Here is a 16,799-nt window from a genome sequence, read left to right on the forward strand (position 1 = left end):
AGCGAAGTGCAATGCCAAACAAACTTCCGTCATCTGCAAGAGCATCTGTTGTATGATCGTGTCCAATATACGCCCTGACAAGGCGTGGTACAATGATGAAAAACATCGATTGTACCGGTACAATTTAGGAGGATTTATGTGAAAAAATATGAAACCATTGCGCGATCGCTCGAACGATGGATGCAAGAGCAAACAGCACGGCAGGGACTGGGGAGTTGGAACGAGAGGGGCATCAAGCTGCCTCCCGTTCGATCGCTGGCCAAGCAGTATCAATGCAGCATCAGCACCGTGCTGCGTGCCTACGAATGGCTGGAGCGGCGCCATCTAGTGTATGCGGTCCCCCAATCGGGATATTATGCGGTGCCTAATGGTGGAGGGCCGGAAGAAGGGAAATGGGAAGGGCCGCTCGATTTTGCTTCGGCCGCGCCGGATTCGCGCGTATTTCCGTATGCCGATTTTCGCCATTGCGTGGACCAGGCGATGGAGAAGAAACAAGCTGAGCTGTTTCGTTACGGCACCGACCGCGGTTTGCCCTCATTGATTGAATTGTTGGCCAAACAGTTCGCCGATTATCAGGTGTTCTCGCAAGCCGGGCAGATGTTTATCACGTCAGGGGTACAGCAAGCGCTGGCGGTGCTTGCGCTCATGGATTTTCCGAACGGGAAGAGGCGGGTGCTGATCGAGCTTCCGGGTTATCACAACATGCCTCCCTTGCTGAAGGGGCTTAATGTGCCCTTTGCCGGGGTCAAGAGAACGGTGGACGGTCTGGATTGGGAAGACCTGGAGCGGAGTTTCAAGGAAGACGATATCAAGTTTTTCTATGTGATGCCTCGCTTTCATAATCCGCTGGGGACATCCTTGAACGCCAATGAAAAAAAGAGGCTGATCCGCCTTGCGCAAAAGCATGACGTATATTTGGTGGAGGACGATTTTCTCGCCGATCTGGAGAGCGATTCAAAGCAAGACCCGTTGTGGTCTGCCGATACGGAAGGGCGGGTCATTTATTTAAAGAGTTATTCCAAAATTCTGTTTCCCGGGCTGCGCCTTGGCGTCGCCGTGCTGCCGCATGAACTTGTTCCGCTGTTCGGGGCCCATAAGAGAATGCTGGACATCGATACTTCGCTGCTGTCGCAGGCGGCGCTCGAAATCTATATTCGAAGCGGCATGTTCGCCCATCATGGCAAAGTGATTCGTGGCAGGTATGCCGCGCGCATGCGAAAGGTGCATGAGCAGCTGGATCGCTTCCCCGATTTTGCTCCGTTTGCGGAGGCGCCGCGTACCGGAGGAGAACATACGGTGCTGCCTTTGCCTGAGCGCATGCCTTTGGCTGTGCTGGTATCGCGCTTGGAGAAACGCGGCGTATTAGTGGATACAACGGAACGGTATTATCCGGACGCTTTGCGGCAGCAGGATAAAATGCTGCGGCTCAACATTTCCAACGTGCCTGGCCAACGGGTTGCGGAGGGCATGGACATCATTCGCGAGGAAATCATGAAGCTGGACGCTGCTGGACAAAGATCGTCGAAAGGTTAAGGTGGCAGCGGACATCGGCTCCAACATGTGCTTCGCTCGCAAAAACAAAGGCGTATGAGCAAACTGGACAAGCCAGTGTTCATACGCCTTGTTTGCGTTCAATGGGTCCGCCGTTCCCTACGCCTGTGCCATCGCTTTAAACGAAGCTTCGGCGGCTTCGATGGTTTGCTGCACATCCGCATCCGTATGCGCGGTCGTCAGGAACCAAGCCTCGTATTTGGATGGGGCGAGGTTGATCCCGCGATCCAGCATGTTGCGGAAGAACGCGGCAAATTGCTCGCCGTCCGTGTCTTGGGCTTCATCGTAGTTCGTTACCGGATGGCTGCAGAAATGGGTGGAGAACGCACCGCGAATGCGGTTGATCGTCAGGGCAATGCCGTGGCGGTCCGCAGAAGCTTGCAGGCCGGCCGTAAGTTCAGTCGCCAGACGTTCCATCTCGTCATACACGCCTTCGCCCTGAAGAACCTCCAGGCAGGCGATGCCTGCGGAGATGGAAGCCGGATTGCCAGCCATCGTTCCTGCCTGATACGCAGGTCCGAGCGGCGCAACTTGCTCCATCACGTGTTTTTTGCCGCCATAGGCTCCGATCGGCAGGCCGCCGCCGATGATTTTGCCCAGGGCCGTCAGATCCGGTTCAATCTGCGCATGGTTTTCCAATCCGGCATACGTCTGGGTGGAGCCGTAGTGGAAACGGAATGCCGTGATAACCTCATCGTAAATGACGAGCGAGCCATTGGCTCTGGCCATGGCGCAAAGGCCTTCGAGGAAGCCCGGTTTCGGCATGACCATGCCGAAGTTGCCGACGATCGGCTCAACCATAACGGCGGCTACATCATCGCCCCAGCGTTCCAGCGCTTCCTTTAGGCCGTCCAGGTCATTGTAAGGCACCGTAATGACCTCGTGCGCAATGCTCGTCGGAATTCCGGCACTGTCCGGAATGCCCAGCGTGGATGGTCCGGAGCCTGCAGCAACGAGCACCAGGTCGGAGTGGCCGTGGTAACATCCGGCAAACTTCACGATTTTGTTGCGTTTGGTGTAAGCGCGAGCGACGCGGATCGTGGTCATGACCGCTTCCGTGCCCGAGTTGACGAAGCGGACCTTGTCCATCGAAGGAATGGCTTCCTTCAGCATTTTGGCCAGCTTGATCTCTAGTTCGGTCGGTGTGCCGTACAGCACGCCGTTGGCGGCCGCTTCCGCAATCGCTTGGGTAATATGCGGATGCGCATGCCCGGTGATAATCGGTCCGTAGGCTGCCAGGTAATCAATGTAGCGGTTGTCGTCCACATCCCAGAAGTGGGCGCCTTGAGCCTTTTTCATAAACACAGGCGAACCGCCGCCCACGGCTTTGAATGAGCGGGAAGGGCTGTTGACGCCTCCGACGATATGTTGAAGCGCTTCGTTGTATAAAACCTCGGAGCGGGAACGTGATGGATTCATGGAATAACTTCCTTTCGTAATATAGAAATATCGGTTTGCTTTTGATAAAAGTCATATATAACAATACCAGTTTGGCATGCAAGATCAAATGAAGATTTGCACAAAAATCAGGCGAAACCGGACAAAAACGTCTGTTGAAGCAGCCTTCTGCGAAGGCAGAACGCTCTTAAGAAGTCGTTTCCACCTCCTTAGAATTCACCGATCCCGCGACAAACATGCTGAAACCAGGCGGAATACAGCAGCAAAAAAGGCAGCCGGATGGCTGCCTTTGGCAAAGCGTGATCATGCATGGTGAACTTTTATTGTGCAGGCTGCCCGGTATCCTGATCATCACCGCTGGCCGTCTTGTCATTGGCCGCATCCTGGCTGTCGTTCTGCTCCACAGGCGGATGGATGATATCCTGCACATGCTGCTTCAATTTCTCTTCGCTCGTTACGGTCAGAACCTGGGCGCCGCCTGGCGTGCGCTCTTCTTTCAGCAAGTCCATGGGCGGAACTTGCTCGCTGCCGTTCATGCTGCTCTGGTACCCGAGTCCGCCGAGCTTCCACATGTCGGAAAGAGTCAGGTTCGTATCGACGTAAGGACTGACCTCCTCCAAAATGCTAGGCAGCTTGGCAATCGTTGTGGTCGATTGCATTTTCGCCGCAACGGCTTTCAGGAATTCGCGTTGGCGCTCCGAACGCGCAAAGTCGGACATGGCGTCATGACGGAAACGCACATACATCAGGGCCGTTTCGCCGTCCAGGTGCTGATAGCCCTTCTTCAGGTCGATATCATATTCGTTGTTGTCGGCTTTACTCGTATAGTGCATGTCCTTCTCGACATCGAAATCGACGCCTCCAACCGCATCCACCAGTTTGATGAATCCTTGGAAATCCGTATACACATAATATTGGACAGGGATGCCCAGTAGGTCGCTGACCGCATTCATGGCCACGTTCGGACCATGGGTGATGGCGGTATTGATTCGCTCTTTGCCGTACCCCTCAATATTTACATAGGTGTCCCGCAAAATGGAAAAGAGATTGATCTTTTTCGTAAGCGGGTCAAGCGATACAACCATCATGCTGTCGGAACGGGGGACTTCGCCTTTCTTTAGTCCGCGCGCATCAACGCCCATCACGAGAATATTTACGGTATCCGTACCCTCCCATTTTGGCGGATCCGGCGTATTTACTTTTTCGACATTTTCAATGCCGGCAAACGGAGATTCGTCGCCTTCCTTTTGCAAGCCATTCAATTGATTCAGAATAGAACCGAAATAAAATGCCGCCGCTCCGCCAACAAGCAGGATGAAGGCGGCAAGAGAAATCCATATGGTTCTCTTCGTCTTTCTGGTCATGCTAGCTCTCCTTTGTATTCAAAATGAAAGAACAAAATAAGTCCAAACGCTGAATCAGACCGAGGTCTTCCGTTCAGTTCCCCTTCACGACAAATGCGAAAAGAGTGAAAACCTCGCAGATGATTAAAGCTTGCTGAATTTTGACTGATACCATTATAATTTCTTTTTGGGCTACAAGCAATTTCAACAAAATCCAAGTGAGGTATAAACATGCTGGCGATTGATGTCAAAGATTTGCGCAAGTCATTCAGCGTGCAGAAGAGCCGCGGCGGGCTCAAGGGCGCGTTTCAGGATCTGTTTGCACGTCAATACCAGGAAGTGTTGGCTGTAAACGATATCTCGTTTCAAATTCCGCAGGGCGAAATCTGCGGTTATATCGGAGAGAACGGTGCCGGGAAATCAACGACGATCAAAATGTTGACCGGCATTTTGGTGCCTACTTCGGGACACATCTCGGTGGGCGGATACGTTCCCTATCAGGAACGCGAAAAATTCGTGCAGAACATCGGCGTTGTGTTCGGACAGCGAAGCCAGTTGTGGTGGGATATCGGGGTCATCGAGTCGTTCCATCTGCTGCGGAAGGTGTATAAAGTCGGAGAAGCCGATTTCCGCAAACGGTTGGACGAATTGGTTGAGCGATTGCAGCTGCAGGAACTGCTGAACCGTCCGGTTCGCAAATTGAGCCTCGGCCAACGGATGCGCTGCGAGCTGGTGGCTGCCCTGCTGCACAACCCGGGGATCGTCTTTTTGGACGAACCGACCATCGGCCTCGATATCGTCGTCAAGTCGGAAATCCGCGAGTTTTTGAAAGACATGAACAGAGAACATGGCACAACGATTCTGCTGACGACACATGACTTGCAGGATATTGAAGCATTGTGCTCCAGAGTGATCATGCTGGATGCGGGCAATATCATTTATGATGGCGGGCTTGATCATCTGAAGTCTCAGTGGGGGACGGAGCGCGAAATTCGCTTCAAATTCGGAAAGGCCTATCCGCTAAGCCGCATGCAGGAATGGACTGCCGAACTGCCTGTGCGCTGGACGGCGGAGAATGAATTGTCGGCTTCGGTTTGGATTCCGCTGGAGCTCAACGTGTCCGACGTGCTGGCCCGGGTAGTGGGACAAGCGGACATTACGGATATTCAAATCATCGAAACCAATACGGATGAGATTGTGCGCAGCATCTACCAATCCGGTTCTGCGGATCGCCCTGAAATCGCAGGCGCCGAGAACGAAGCGGCAGGTGTATCCTGAAATGAACGGCGCTTATCTTGATTTTATACGCATTCGTTTTCTGACCATGCTGGCCTACCGGGTCAATTATTATTCCGGTATTCTGATATATACGCTTAACATCGGCGTGTATTACTTCACCTGGCAAGCTATCTATGGAAGCAGCGGCGAGCTTGGCGGTTTCACGGCAGCTCAGATGACGACCTATGTGGCCGTATCCTGGATGGCCCGGGCGTTTTACTTCAACAATTTGGACCGCGAGATCGCTGCGGACATCCGGGACGGCACGATTGCGATCCAATTCATACGACCGATCAACTATGTCATGGTCAAAATGATGCAGGGGCTCGGCGAAGGCGTATTCCGTTTTCTGCTGTTCATGATCCCAGGGATGCTGATTGCGATCCTGCTGTTCCCGGTTGAACTTCCGACCGCACCGTCGGCATGGATCGGATTTCTGGTCATGCTGTTCTTCAGCTTCCTGATCAACTCCCAGATCAACGTCATTACGGGGCTTGCCGCGTTTTTCGTCGAAAACAACGAAGGCATGATGCGCATGAAACGCGTAGTCGTCGATTTGTTTTCCGGCCTGATCGTGCCAATCAGCCTGTATCCGGGCTGGCTGGCTGCCGTGATGAAGGTGCTGCCCTTCCAGGCTATTACCTATTTGCCAGGCTCCGTGTTTACCGGACGGGTGGAAGGCACGGGAATCTGGAACGTACTGGGCCTGCAAGTATTATGGTTCGTCGTGCTGTTAATTCCGATGGTGCTGATCTGGCGCCAGGCGCGCAAGCGTCTGTTCGTGCAAGGAGGGTGACGGAATGTACTATTTGGGACTTGTATGGGAATATTTGAAAAATTACATGAAAACAAGGCTGACTTATCGGGCCGACTTCTGGGTTGAAATCATATCCGATCTGCTCTTTCAGGCCACGAACCTGATTTTTATCTTTGTGGTGTTCCGCCACACCGATAATCTGGGCGGCTGGAGCGAAAGCGAGGTCCTGTTCGTCTACGGGTATTTCATGGTGCCTTACGGCATTTTCAGCTGTTTCATCAACATGTGGGGGTTCAGCGAACGTTATATCGTCAAGGGCGAGATGGACCGCATTTTGACCAGGCCGGCTCACAATTTGTTTCAAATCCTGCTGGAGAACGTGGACCCGCCTGCACTGGTGGGATCGTTCATCGGACTTGTCATCATGGTTCTCAGCGGAGCCGAAATGGGACTGGTGCTGGAGTGGTGGCATATTCCGGCGCTTGCCATCCTCGCGATCAGCTCGGTGCTGATCTATGCCGGGATTTATACGGCTCTGACGTCGCTGTCCTTTTATTCGGATGCGCCTACGGGCATTTTGCCATTGATGTACAACATTCAGGGATACGGGCGTTATCCCGTAACCATCTACAATCGCGCCATTCAGGTGCTGCTCACCTGGATCATTCCATTTGCGTTCGTGGGCATTTATCCGGCGGCCTTGTTCCTGGACCGGGCCGAAATGCATCGGATGGCCTTGCTTACGCCTGTCATGGGAATCGTTTTTGGGGCCATCGGACTGACATTATGGAATTTTGGCGTGAAACGATATCGCGGCGCAGGTTCGTAACATGACACTGTCCGCATAAACGGATTGAAGGAGGAATGCAGAATGACAGTAACGGAAGGCATGCAGGTTCCCGATTTCGAGCTGCCGTCCAGCTCGGGCGAACGTGTGAAGTTATCCGATTATCGCGGACAACGCGTGCTGCTCTATTTTTATCCCAAGGACTTAACCTCTGCCTGCTCGCAGCAGGCCTGCGATTTTCGCGATCGACATGAGGAATTCCAGGGGCTGAACACGGTGATTCTGGGCATCAGCACAGATCCGATGAAACAGCATGACAAATTCATCGCCAAATATGGGCTTCCATTTGTCCTGTTGTCGGATGAGGAGCACAGCGTGGCCGAACAATTCGGAGTGTGGCAGCTTAAAAAGATGTACGGCCGGGAGTACATGGGCATCGTCCGTTCTACTTTTCTGATTGACGAAGAGGGGAAGCTGTTGAAGCAATGGTCCAAGGTGCGCGTTAAAGGGCATATCGAAGAGGCGCTCGAGGCGGTAAAGGCGCTGTAGTCACATATCTTAAGTGAATCCAAAGGTCGTGGTTGCGGATCATTCCGTAAATGCGGCCTTTTTGGCTTGCACATCTTTCCAAGTGTTCTAGGAGCCGCAGATGGTATTTATCTGCCATAGCTTCCTTCAGAGCGCGGTGGTTTGCCAGAAATCTTTTTTCTGAACCGATGAATGAGCAGCAGGAATAGAGGAATGACCGTGCTTACGGTAATGTCCAATTCGAACCAGGCAGGCATGATCGTGAGCGTGTAAAATATGATGTTTGGCGCAATCAGCACGCCCATAGCAAAGAAAAGCAGCATGGACGGAAGAATCAGCGGCTTGTAATCCTGCATTTTGAAGAGCTGCGCGGTTCCCACGATGAATGCGAAGATATGCAGCATGCTTTTGAAATACGTGGAGATCAGCCAAGCGATTGCCATCAATGCTTCGATCCGTTGGAAAAAACGGCCTATGTCAATCTTTTGGGCGAGGATGTAGGAAACGTAGATGTTATGCTGCGTTAGCATGGGGCCAAGCACCAGCAGGGACACCAGCAGCAGCATGCTTAGAAGAATGCCGCCGAACAATGCGGAGGTTAACATGTCCCTTTGAAGGTGAGGCCCTTTCGAGATATAGGGAAACAGCATGGATAGTACGATCAATTCGCCATAGGAAGTAAAGGCCCCCCGAATAATTCCATCTACGAAAGAGAGCCAGGGAATGCCGAAATAGGGCTTTAAATGGGAAGCATCGGCTTGAGGGAGCAAGGCCAGGATTAAAATCAGCATGCCCATAACGACAAACGGCGCCAACAGTTCCGCGCTTTTGCCGATCGGTCCAAGCCCCTTGAGCATCCCCCAGGTCAGCGAAGCGATGAGCAGGATGATAATGGCCCGAATCGGGGTCTTGAGATAAATCTGGGTGGTCAAGAAATCGCCGACTTCCCGAATGCATATGGCTGCTCCGACGAGAAAGTAAAACAGGTAACAGACAGCCAAAGCGAACCCGAACCAGCGACCGAGTGCGATGTAACAAATTTCGATCAGCGTCTTCCCGGGATAAGCCTTGTACAATTTGAACATCAGCCATAGAATGCAACAACCGACGGGCTGGGCCAGCAGCGAGCAGATCCAGCCGTCTTGCTGTCCTGGATACGTAACCAAGGTCGGATAGATCAGGATCATGTCTCCGATCATGACCATAAAGGTAAGCACGGCAAACTGCCGAATGGTCAGCTTCTCTTTCATTTGCATGGGCCGTACAATCCTTTCGTTAAGCAAGGGTCAATGATAGGGTCTATGAATTTTTTCGCGATTTGCCCAGGTGAACCAGCAGAAGAAGGCCCGGCAAAAGGATGCCGATGGTTGTATCCCAGTCTACCCAGTAGGGAACGATGCTGATAACAATATACGTAATGCTGGGGGCGATCAGATTCGCCAAGCCGAAGATCAGCAGGGAGGATGGAAGGATGAGAAACCGGTACTGCTTCATTTTAAATATTTCCGCAATGCCTACCGTAAAGGCATAAAGGTAGACCATCGTTTTGAAATAGGTCGATACTAACCAAGATGAAGCCATAAGTGCTTCTATTCTTTGAAAAAAGTCGCCGATGTTTATTTTTTGCGACAAAACAAAGGAAGTATAAATGTTATGCTGCGTAAGGAATGCACCCAGCACAAGCATGGCGATGGTAACCAATAGAGCAAGTACGATATTGCCCATGCCTGCCGCCACAATCAGATCCCTCGTCCGGTTCGGTGCTGCGGCTGAGTACGGCAATAACATCAACACCGGGATCGTTTCGCCAACCGGATAAATGATGCTTACCAAGATCCCTTGGGCAAAAGATACGGCATTCGTATCCTGAAACGCTTTTAAATTGCTGGTATCGGATTTCGGCAGCAAGCAGAAGGTGAGCACCAATATAAAAACGATGACGATGGGAATCAGCAGCTCGCTGGTGCGCCCCATCGTCTCTAATCCGTTATACACTCCCCAGCCGATGGCGACGACAAACATAAGAATGACGACACGAATCGGCGTGTATTGAAAAATCTGGGTGGTCATGAAGTCGCCGACCTCCCGGGTGTAGGTGGAAGCGCCGAGGATAAAAAAGAACATGTAAAAACAGGAAATGAGCGTTCCCGGCCAGAATCCCAGCACACTGCGGCATATGCCAACCAAGTTCTGGTCAGGATAGGCCCTGCCGAGTTTGAGGAACATGGCCATCAGAGCCATGCTGACAGGGACGCCAATCAAGGCACAGATCCAGGCATCTTGTTTAGCATAAGAGGTCATGACCGAAGGGTAGATCATCATCATGTCGCCCACAACCATCATGAACACAAGGGTTGCCAATTGTCTTGTTCCAAGCCGTCCCCGTTCAAGCATTTTTCTCCCCCTCTTAGCTAGGTCCCGGTTAAGCGGGCCAACAACTGATTCACAGGCTCGTAGATCCAAATAACGATATTTAGCGGGCTGGGAAACTCCCACAAGTTGACGGCAATGACGGTGAATACGGTCGCCAGCAGCAGCATGACGCTGTAGACCGCTGTTTCCTTCCATTGTTTTTGTTTGATCAGCTTGGGAAGGTCAATCCATCCTATGATGCCTGCGGCAAGGATGGCAGATAATGAAAGGAGCATGTTTCTCAGTCCTTTATTTCGTTTTTGAATGAGTTATCCAAAGCACCTACGCGTTTGATTTGTACATTCGATTCGAATTTCACCTCAAGATTTTCGAAGTATTTGTCCCAATCCTTTTCGATTTTTTGAAAATATTTGGGATTGGCATGGTAAACTTCCTGGCCGAATCCAAAAATGTCCACGTGGTATTTTCGACGAACCGAATTGACCGAGGTTTGCATAAGCTCCACGAGGCTCTCCTGGGATTGCTTCTCCAATTCCCGAATGGCCGCCATGGCACCGATCGACATGCCGCAATCGACCGAAGCGATGGACGAAATCGTTTTGACCTTGATATGGATAACCGGTTCACCCCCGACAATTTTAGCTTTGCGTTTGGTCTTGGAGCGCAGCGTTTTCAACGTTACGACGCCCTGGCTCGACGGGCAATCGACATGGCCGACCGTTGCCACAACGTTGTCGCGGATGTAATTGTACCCTTTGGATTCTTCTTCCGTTAACCACCCAATCAGCTTATCCCCTTTGAAAATGCCTAGTCCTGTTGAACTTAGCCGCGCGGGTGATCGAATGAATGAAATATTATCCTTACTGCCGCTATTTTCGCTATTGCCTATAACCTCAATCCCCGTAATGACGGGTTGTATGCCCGGGGAAATCATGGAGTCCATGAGTTTATCCCCTGTTACCGTCGTGGTAGGAGCCCAGGTTTTGGCGGACACGTCCAGCGAGCTGAATATTTTTTCAGCCGGGATATTATCCAAAGGGGTCAGCAGATCGAGAACTTTGGTTGCGGTCGTGTTTCTTGCGATCAAAACGTAGTAATCCGGTCGCACGGACGGTTCCCGCATCAAAGCCTCTGTGACATCGTAGATCCCCTGTTTTCGAGCGTACTCTTCTCCAAATACGAGTACACGTATGTGAGACATGAAAGTTTGCCTTGGACTTATCTCCGTAAGCTTCTGTATCGCTTCGAACAACGTTTTCGCAGTGGCTTGATATTGAGTCACAGGGGTACCTTTGGCACCGCCGGATTTGTTGGAAATTTCGTTCGGTACGACAACCTGAGCGCTGACCTTGATGAGCTCGCCTTCCATGTCGACGCCCAGCCCCAGCATAATGCCGAGTTCGTTGAGCTCCTGCCGATCCCAGCAGCCCGTGAGGAGAGGGAGCAGGATCACAAAGGAAAGAATCATACGCAAGCATTTGTTCATACGCCGATCTCCTGACTGAGTTATCGCTTCGTTGGTTTAGAAGATTCTCGTGTCACGTTTGACGTGCCTGTAGAAATAGGCCGGGTTTTCATACGGGACCAGGGAACACGAAAAATGGTATCCTTCAGGTCTTTCTGGACAAACGGCGCAAACGGGGACATGTACGGAACGCCAAATGAACGCAGGCTGCACAGATGGGTAACCGTAATAAGCAGCACGATCAGGATGCCGTAGAATCCGAAAGCTGCCGCGAACATCATCAGAACGAAGCGCAAAATGCGAACCGAGATCGATAACCCGTTCTCGGGAATAACGTAACTTGAAATCGCCGTGATGGACACGATGATGACCATGGCTGCCGAAACTACCCCTGCGTCTACGGCAGCCTGTCCGATTACGAGCGTACCTACGATGGATACGGCTTGCCCGACCGTCTTGGGGATGCGAATGCCGGCCTCGCGCAAAATTTCGTAGGTCAGCTCCATCAAAAGAGCCTCGATGAAAGCAGGGAAGGGAACCCCCTCACGTTGGGCAGCCAGGCTGATCAACAGATTGGTAGGCAGCATTTCCTGGTGGAAGGTCGAGATGGCAATGTAAAACGACGGTGCAAGCAAGGCGATAAAAAAAGCCAGATAACGAATCATGCGAATGAGCGTACTGATGTCCGCTCGCTGGTAATAATCTTCTGCCGATTGAAAGAAGTGCACAAACAAAGCAGGGACAAGCAGAACGAAGGGGGTCCCGTCGACAATGATGGCAACCCGGCCCTCGAGAAGAGCAGCCGATACGGTATCTGGACGCTCACTGTTATATAAGGTGGGAAATAGCGTCCTCGTTTTATCCTGAACCAATTCTTCGATATAACCGCCTTCCAGAATGCCGTCAATATCGATTTGATCGAGCCTGCTGCGCAGTTCTTTCACGACTTCCTGATCGACGGTATGCTCCAGGTAGAGGACGGCCACACGTGTTCTGGTCACCCGGCCAATCTCGCGTTCCTCGATCCATAATTGCGGATCGCGGATTCGTTTGCGGATCAAGGCCGTGTTGGTACGCAGATTTTCCGTAAATCCCTCCATCGGTCCACGTACGACGGACTGGGAAATGGGTTCGCCGACAGAACGGTCTTCCCAGCCTGCGGCAGCGATTCTCAATCCGCGTGTGGACCCTTCCAACAGCAGGATGGCACTGCCTGCCAGCAGTGCTTTCAGAACGTCATCCATGCTATCGATGAACAAGACGGTGCTTGCGGTTAGCACGTCGTTCTGAAGATAAGTCAAATGTTCGTCATCCTTGGAAAATGAGGGCAGATCCCGCATTTGGAGCAATGATTCCAGGATGGCGAGGTTAAGCACCTGCACATCCACAAGTCCATCGATGTATAGCAAGACGGAAGGCCATTTGTGCAAACTCTGCAATGGTCGGATCATTAAGTCGTTGCTGTGTCCCATGATGGTTTTGCAGTACTCCATATTTTCGCTCAAATTCCTGGAAATCGGGTGTGGTTCTTTTTCAGGGTTTTGCTTTGTGGCCCTCATTCCGTCCCTCCTCCCATACATCCTATATTTGCAAGTAGTATGACCGGGAATATTTCGAATTATGACAAAAAAAAGGATGAACGGCGTTGGTGGAGGAGTTAATAATTTAGAATAATATCTAATTAGATAATTATCTATTTAATTTATTGAGGTGAAAACATGTTGTTCCGCATTTCTGCAGTTCGTCTGTTGCGGGATGAACCGATGTATCGGCGCCTGTTCTTGGCCGGATTGTTGACGGGAATAGGCGACCGGTTCTGTCAAGTGGCCATGCTTGCCATAATTATTCGGATCACAGGTTCAGGAGTTATGCTCGGGGGAGCATTGGCACTGCGCGTACTGCCATTTTTATTGCTTGCTCCGGTCGGTGGTTGGCTGACGAAGTATTTTTCCCGCAGAAATATCATGCTGACCATCAATTGCATAAGGGTTCCCCTTGCTCTAGGGTACCTGCTGGTGCGTCAAGCAGAGGATTTGTGGATTCTCTATGTCGCAACGGCGCTGTTGGCTTGTGCAGAAGCTGTATATGCACCCGTACGCAAATCTGGAATTCCGCTGTTTGTTAGGTCGGAAAATTTACTAAGGGTTAATGCTTTGGAGCAGGTATTAAATGGTGTGGTATTGATCGTAGGCGCTCTTCTGGGCGGTATTGTCTCGACTGTTTTTGGCCCACAATCCGCCTTTGTGGCAAATGCAGCAGCATTCATGCTTGCATCAGGTTTGGTTCGCCGGCTGGATGATTCATCCGGATCAAAGCCAAATGAAGGCAGGGTATTGGAGGATACGAATGTTCAAAAAAGAAATGGCTCGACTTCCGCGATCTGGCCGTTGATTCGTATGTCGATTCCGCTGCAGGTCATTATTGGGTTTGAATTGCTGGTTCCCGTAATTAATGGCATCGACAACGTCCTTATCTCGGTTTATGCAATCCAAGTGTTTGGGCTTGGTGATTGGGGAGTGGGGATGTTCTATTCTTCACTTGGCTTGGGGCTTGTACTAAGCAGTTTGTGTTCTCGATATATCAGAGGAAGGTTGCTTGCAGGGGTTGTCATATGTTTGCTCATTGAAGGAAGCCTGCTCATGGTGCTGAGCGGGGCCCCGGGTCCAATAAGCGCCGTCATCATCTATCTATCGCTCGCTTTCATGTCAGGAATTGGGAATATATGCCTGGACACATTGCTTATGATCAAAGTCCCGAAGAAACATAGGGGAGTGATCTACGGTGTGGTGACGGCATGGAGCGGCAGCGTGCTTGGGCTCTCCATGTTCGGTGCAGGTGTTTTGCTGGAAAGGATGGACCCGCGCCAATTGGGTTTTGCGGGGGGACTCGGGTTTGCCGTGCTCGCGCTATTTTTGAGTGCGTATGCATGGATCCGGGATCGCCGGGTTTTTGGCAGGAATGAAGCGTAACGAAAAGGAGCCCGCACAGCATCTGGCGGCTCCTTTTACGGAACGGCACACAGCGATGCCTATTCCGCGTTTTGTTTTTGTCTTTGGCGGACGGGAACGGATTTCCGCGCGAAGCGTTGCCCCAAAGCTTTGCGGTAACGATAAAGCACGGCAGCGATCAGGACAAGACCGATGGCTGCAACAATATAAGCGGTGTACTGATGCGCCAGCTTGAATACGGCACTCCATCCAGGTCCGAACAATTTGCCGATGCCGAGGAAAAGGACGACCCAGAATAATGCACCAGTATATGCATAGAGAGCGAACTTACGGAAAGAGATGGCCGCTATGCCGGAGAAATAACCGGTAAAGTGGCGGACTCCCGGGATGAAATATCCGATAAAGATCAATCCGTTGCCGTATTTGGAAAACCATTTTTGCGTTTTATCCAACTTGTCGGGTTTAAGGAAAAACCATTTTCCGTATTTCATTATAAAAGGCAATCCGGCCTTTGCCCCGATAAAATACGTGATTGTCATACCGATGGTCGTGCCGAGAAACGCAAGGATGGCGAGTATGCCGAAATCAAGCTGCCCTTTGTAAGACAAATAACCGGCATAGGCCATCGTTGTTTCTCCCGGGAAGGGAAGGGCGACGAACTCGAGCAACAGACCGAAAAACAAGACGCTGTATCCGTAGGATCCAAATAATTGCTGGATCTTATCAAGCAATTCCAATAGAGTTCACTCTCCTGAGATTCATATGAATCATGCTGCGGGGCAATAAGGCAACGATGGTTAGCAATAACTATATTTCATGCTACCGAATCTGCCGGCGAGAATCAAATACAGCTGCCAGGCTGCTGAAAATAAGTTTCATTTTTACGTCTTTTTTAGAAGCAGCCTCCATATAATTCTAACAAATCTGCTGAAGTCTAGCAGTAAAATTTCAATAGAATGCTGGAGGTTGATTCGATAATGGCGCATAGATCAAAAGGGGCAAAGATTCAAGAAGCGCGATTTCTCTATAATGCAGTACTTCTACATAAATCGGAAAGGTCCGGGTGGCGCCGAATGTTCTTTCGGTTAGTCATGACAATATGCATGGTTGCCTTAGGCGGAACGATGGGAGCATCATTCGTTTCTGCGGCTAAAGACAGCGATAGGGATAAAGTCGTCTATCTGAGTTTTGACGATGGCCCAGGCAAACATACTCCCGAAGTGCTGGATATTTTACGAAAGGAGAACGTGCCTGCCACGTTTTTTGTATTGGGGGAACAAGCGGAGCTCCATCCGAAACAGATTCGCAGAATATTGAAAGAAGGACATGCCTTGGGCAATCATACGTATAATCATCGATATAACGAACTGTACCGCGATTTTCAAACGTTCTGGGCACAGATCAAGCGGACGGAGGAAGTGATTCATGACATCACGGGAATCCGTCCTGATCTGGTTCGGGCACCAGGCGGTACTTACGGGCATTTTGACCAGAACTATTTCGATTTGTTGAAAAGAGGCGGGTATACCGTTATGGACTGGAATGTCGATAGCGGGGATTCCAAACGCAAAAACGTACCTGCCAAGGAAATTTTGCGCAATGCCACCCATGTCACAGCCGGGACAAACTCGGTGGTTGTGCTGATGCATGACGGTGGGGCGCATGCCGAGACCGTAAAGGCGCTGCCAGGCATCATCCAATTTTATAGGGATCACGGCTATCGTTTTGACGTCATGAGTTCTTCCGATCAGGAGCCTGTGCAATTTCGCGTGCATCCTAGCGAGAAATACAAGTCTCGCCAAGCTCCGAGCAAAACCTGGATTGCGCAGCATGTTGATCCGAATCGCCAATTGTTGACGAAAGCGAAGAAGGAATTGAAGGTAGAAATCGGATTACTGACCGCTGAGCTCGGCCAGGACGAATTCCGCATGAGCGATCGGCAGATTATGGTTCCTCTGCGGCACTTTTTGAAAACGATCGGAGGCACCGCGAGTTGGGATGCGAAGTCCAGAACGGCAACGGTGTTATGGAAGAATCGAATGGTTCAAGTGGACCCCTCGGGCGGATGGATGACGACCAAACGATGGCATGATTCGGAGGAGCGCGCCGTCCAGGCTAAAGTCGAAATCCATGGAGGCACGATCTGGGTGCCGCTGCGCGAACTGTTGGAGCAGATGGGAGCCTCGATCCATTCCACGCAATCAACGGCTTCGGAGTGGGTGATCAAGGCGAGCCCGCCGCTCACTTCCATAGCATATTGGCGGTTCTACGACGTGATCTGAAGAATCCGGTTTATCCTTTCTACTTCCGGGCAACAATGAATCATAGATTACTATGGTTCAGAAATGCCAGTGGCAAGAAAGGTGGGAGA

Annotated in this window: 15 protein-coding genes; 7 read left to right on the forward strand and 8 right to left on the reverse strand. The window is 51.1% G+C overall.

The features are described from left to right. The first annotated feature begins 138 nt into the window (after window positions 1-138). A complete protein-coding gene (locus L6H98_RS27145) occupies window positions 139-1,533 on the forward strand; it encodes a PLP-dependent aminotransferase family protein (RefSeq protein WP_236420822.1) in 1,395 nt (464 codons plus the stop codon). Between the two features lie 117 nt (window positions 1,534-1,650). Here L6H98_RS27145 and L6H98_RS27150 read toward each other — a convergent pair whose 3' ends face one another. Further along, the gene (locus tag L6H98_RS27150) at window positions 1,651-2,970 is read right to left on the reverse strand and encodes a glutamate-1-semialdehyde 2,1-aminomutase (RefSeq protein ID WP_236420823.1); all 1,320 of its coding nucleotides are present in this window, start codon (window positions 2,968-2,970) and stop codon (window positions 1,651-1,653) included. Between the two features lie 299 nt (window positions 2,971-3,269). Beyond that, on the reverse strand, window positions 3,270-4,313 hold the full coding sequence (locus tag L6H98_RS27155; protein ID WP_236420824.1) for an LCP family protein: 1,044 nt from the start codon (window positions 4,311-4,313) through the stop codon (window positions 3,270-3,272). A 210-nt stretch (window positions 4,314-4,523) separates the two neighbouring features. Here L6H98_RS27155 and L6H98_RS27160 point away from each other — a divergent pair, with 210 nt between their 5' ends. Genes L6H98_RS27160 through bcp form a run of 4 tightly spaced genes read left to right on the forward strand, consistent with a single transcriptional unit; the run spans window position 4,524 to window position 7,663 of the window. Further along, window positions 4,524-5,570: an ABC transporter ATP-binding protein gene (locus L6H98_RS27160; RefSeq protein ID WP_236420825.1), complete on the forward strand. Its 1,047-nt coding sequence runs from the start codon at window positions 4,524-4,526 to the stop codon at window positions 5,568-5,570. A gap of 1 nt (window position 5,571) precedes the next feature. Beyond that, window positions 5,572-6,366: an ABC-2 family transporter protein gene (locus L6H98_RS27165; RefSeq protein WP_236420826.1), complete on the forward strand. Its 795-nt coding sequence runs from the start codon at window positions 5,572-5,574 to the stop codon at window positions 6,364-6,366. A 4-nt stretch (window positions 6,367-6,370) separates the two neighbouring features. Next, window positions 6,371-7,156: an ABC-2 family transporter protein gene (locus L6H98_RS27170; RefSeq protein WP_236420827.1), complete on the forward strand. Its 786-nt coding sequence runs from the start codon at window positions 6,371-6,373 to the stop codon at window positions 7,154-7,156. A 42-nt stretch (window positions 7,157-7,198) separates the two neighbouring features. Then, on the forward strand, window positions 7,199-7,663 hold the full coding sequence (bcp, locus tag L6H98_RS27175) for a thioredoxin-dependent thiol peroxidase (protein ID WP_236420828.1): 465 nt from the start codon (window positions 7,199-7,201) through the stop codon (window positions 7,661-7,663). 107 nt (window positions 7,664-7,770) lie between these two features. Here bcp and L6H98_RS27180 read toward each other — a convergent pair whose 3' ends face one another. From L6H98_RS27180 to L6H98_RS27200, 5 genes are read right to left on the reverse strand one after another with little or no spacing between them, the layout of a single operon-like run. Beyond that, complete coding sequence (locus L6H98_RS27180) at window positions 7,771-8,898, reverse strand: endospore germination permease (RefSeq protein WP_236420829.1); 1,128 nt, start codon at window positions 8,896-8,898, stop codon at window positions 7,771-7,773. Window positions 8,899-8,941: 43 nt separating this feature from the next. Then, the gene (locus L6H98_RS27185) at window positions 8,942-10,036 is read right to left on the reverse strand and encodes an endospore germination permease (RefSeq protein ID WP_236420830.1); all 1,095 of its coding nucleotides are present in this window, start codon (window positions 10,034-10,036) and stop codon (window positions 8,942-8,944) included. Window positions 10,037-10,053: 17 nt separating this feature from the next. Continuing rightward, on the reverse strand, window positions 10,054-10,290 hold the full coding sequence (locus L6H98_RS27190) for a hypothetical protein (RefSeq protein WP_236420831.1): 237 nt from the start codon (window positions 10,288-10,290) through the stop codon (window positions 10,054-10,056). A gap of 5 nt (window positions 10,291-10,295) precedes the next feature. Further along, entirely contained in the window at window positions 10,296-11,501 is a 1,206-nt protein-coding gene (locus L6H98_RS27195) for a Ger(x)C family spore germination protein (protein WP_236420832.1), read from the reverse strand. 20 nt (window positions 11,502-11,521) lie between these two features. Beyond that, window positions 11,522-13,039 (reverse strand): spore germination protein, encoded by a 1,518-nt coding sequence (locus L6H98_RS27200; RefSeq protein WP_236420833.1) that lies wholly within the window; start codon window positions 13,037-13,039, stop codon window positions 11,522-11,524. 159 nt (window positions 13,040-13,198) lie between these two features. Between L6H98_RS27200 and L6H98_RS27205 the strand changes: the two genes are divergently transcribed. Then, the gene (locus tag L6H98_RS27205) at window positions 13,199-14,449 is read left to right on the forward strand and encodes an MFS transporter (protein ID WP_236420834.1); all 1,251 of its coding nucleotides are present in this window, start codon (window positions 13,199-13,201) and stop codon (window positions 14,447-14,449) included. A gap of 59 nt (window positions 14,450-14,508) precedes the next feature. On the opposite strand, the gene L6H98_RS27210 is transcribed toward L6H98_RS27205, so the two are convergent. Further along, window positions 14,509-15,165, reverse strand: coding sequence for a DedA family protein (locus tag L6H98_RS27210; protein WP_236420835.1), 657 nt, complete (start codon window positions 15,163-15,165; stop codon window positions 14,509-14,511). Between the two features lie 336 nt (window positions 15,166-15,501). Between L6H98_RS27210 and L6H98_RS27215 the strand changes: the two genes are divergently transcribed. Next, window positions 15,502-16,710 carry a polysaccharide deacetylase gene (locus L6H98_RS27215; protein WP_236420836.1) on the forward strand — a complete coding sequence of 403 codons (1,209 nt, stop codon included), beginning with the start codon at window positions 15,502-15,504 and terminating at the stop codon, window positions 16,708-16,710. Window positions 16,711-16,799: the final 89 nt, after the last annotated feature.

This window comes from Paenibacillus sp. JJ-223, assembly GCF_927798175.1.
Lineage (GTDB): Bacteria > Bacillota > Bacilli > Paenibacillales > Paenibacillaceae > Paenibacillus > Paenibacillus hubeiensis.

Excerpts from the sequence above, each read along its gene's own strand:
- L6H98_RS27150 (WP_236420823.1), bottom strand. The coding sequence starts at position 2,970 with ATGAATCCATCACGTTCCCGCTCCGAGGTTTTATACAACGAAGCGCTT.
- L6H98_RS27155 (WP_236420824.1), bottom strand. The coding sequence starts at position 4,313 with ATGACCAGAAAGACGAAGAGAACCATATGGATTTCTCTTGCCGCCTTC.
- L6H98_RS27160 (WP_236420825.1), top strand. The coding sequence starts at position 4,524 with ATGCTGGCGATTGATGTCAAAGATTTGCGCAAGTCATTCAGCGTGCAG.
- L6H98_RS27165 (WP_236420826.1), top strand. The coding sequence starts at position 5,572 with ATGAACGGCGCTTATCTTGATTTTATACGCATTCGTTTTCTGACCATG.
- L6H98_RS27170 (WP_236420827.1), top strand. The coding sequence starts at position 6,371 with ATGTACTATTTGGGACTTGTATGGGAATATTTGAAAAATTACATGAAA.
- bcp (WP_236420828.1), top strand. The coding sequence starts at position 7,199 with ATGACAGTAACGGAAGGCATGCAGGTTCCCGATTTCGAGCTGCCGTCC.
- L6H98_RS27180 (WP_236420829.1), bottom strand. The coding sequence starts at position 8,898 with ATGCAAATGAAAGAGAAGCTGACCATTCGGCAGTTTGCCGTGCTTACC.
- L6H98_RS27185 (WP_236420830.1), bottom strand. The coding sequence starts at position 10,036 with ATGCTTGAACGGGGACGGCTTGGAACAAGACAATTGGCAACCCTTGTG.
- L6H98_RS27190 (WP_236420831.1), bottom strand. The coding sequence starts at position 10,290 with ATGCTCCTTTCATTATCTGCCATCCTTGCCGCAGGCATCATAGGATGG.
- L6H98_RS27195 (WP_236420832.1), bottom strand. The coding sequence starts at position 11,501 with ATGAACAAATGCTTGCGTATGATTCTTTCCTTTGTGATCCTGCTCCCT.
- L6H98_RS27200 (WP_236420833.1), bottom strand. The coding sequence starts at position 13,039 with ATGAGGGCCACAAAGCAAAACCCTGAAAAAGAACCACACCCGATTTCC.
- L6H98_RS27205 (WP_236420834.1), top strand. The coding sequence starts at position 13,199 with ATGTTGTTCCGCATTTCTGCAGTTCGTCTGTTGCGGGATGAACCGATG.
- L6H98_RS27215 (WP_236420836.1), top strand. The coding sequence starts at position 15,502 with ATGTTCTTTCGGTTAGTCATGACAATATGCATGGTTGCCTTAGGCGGA.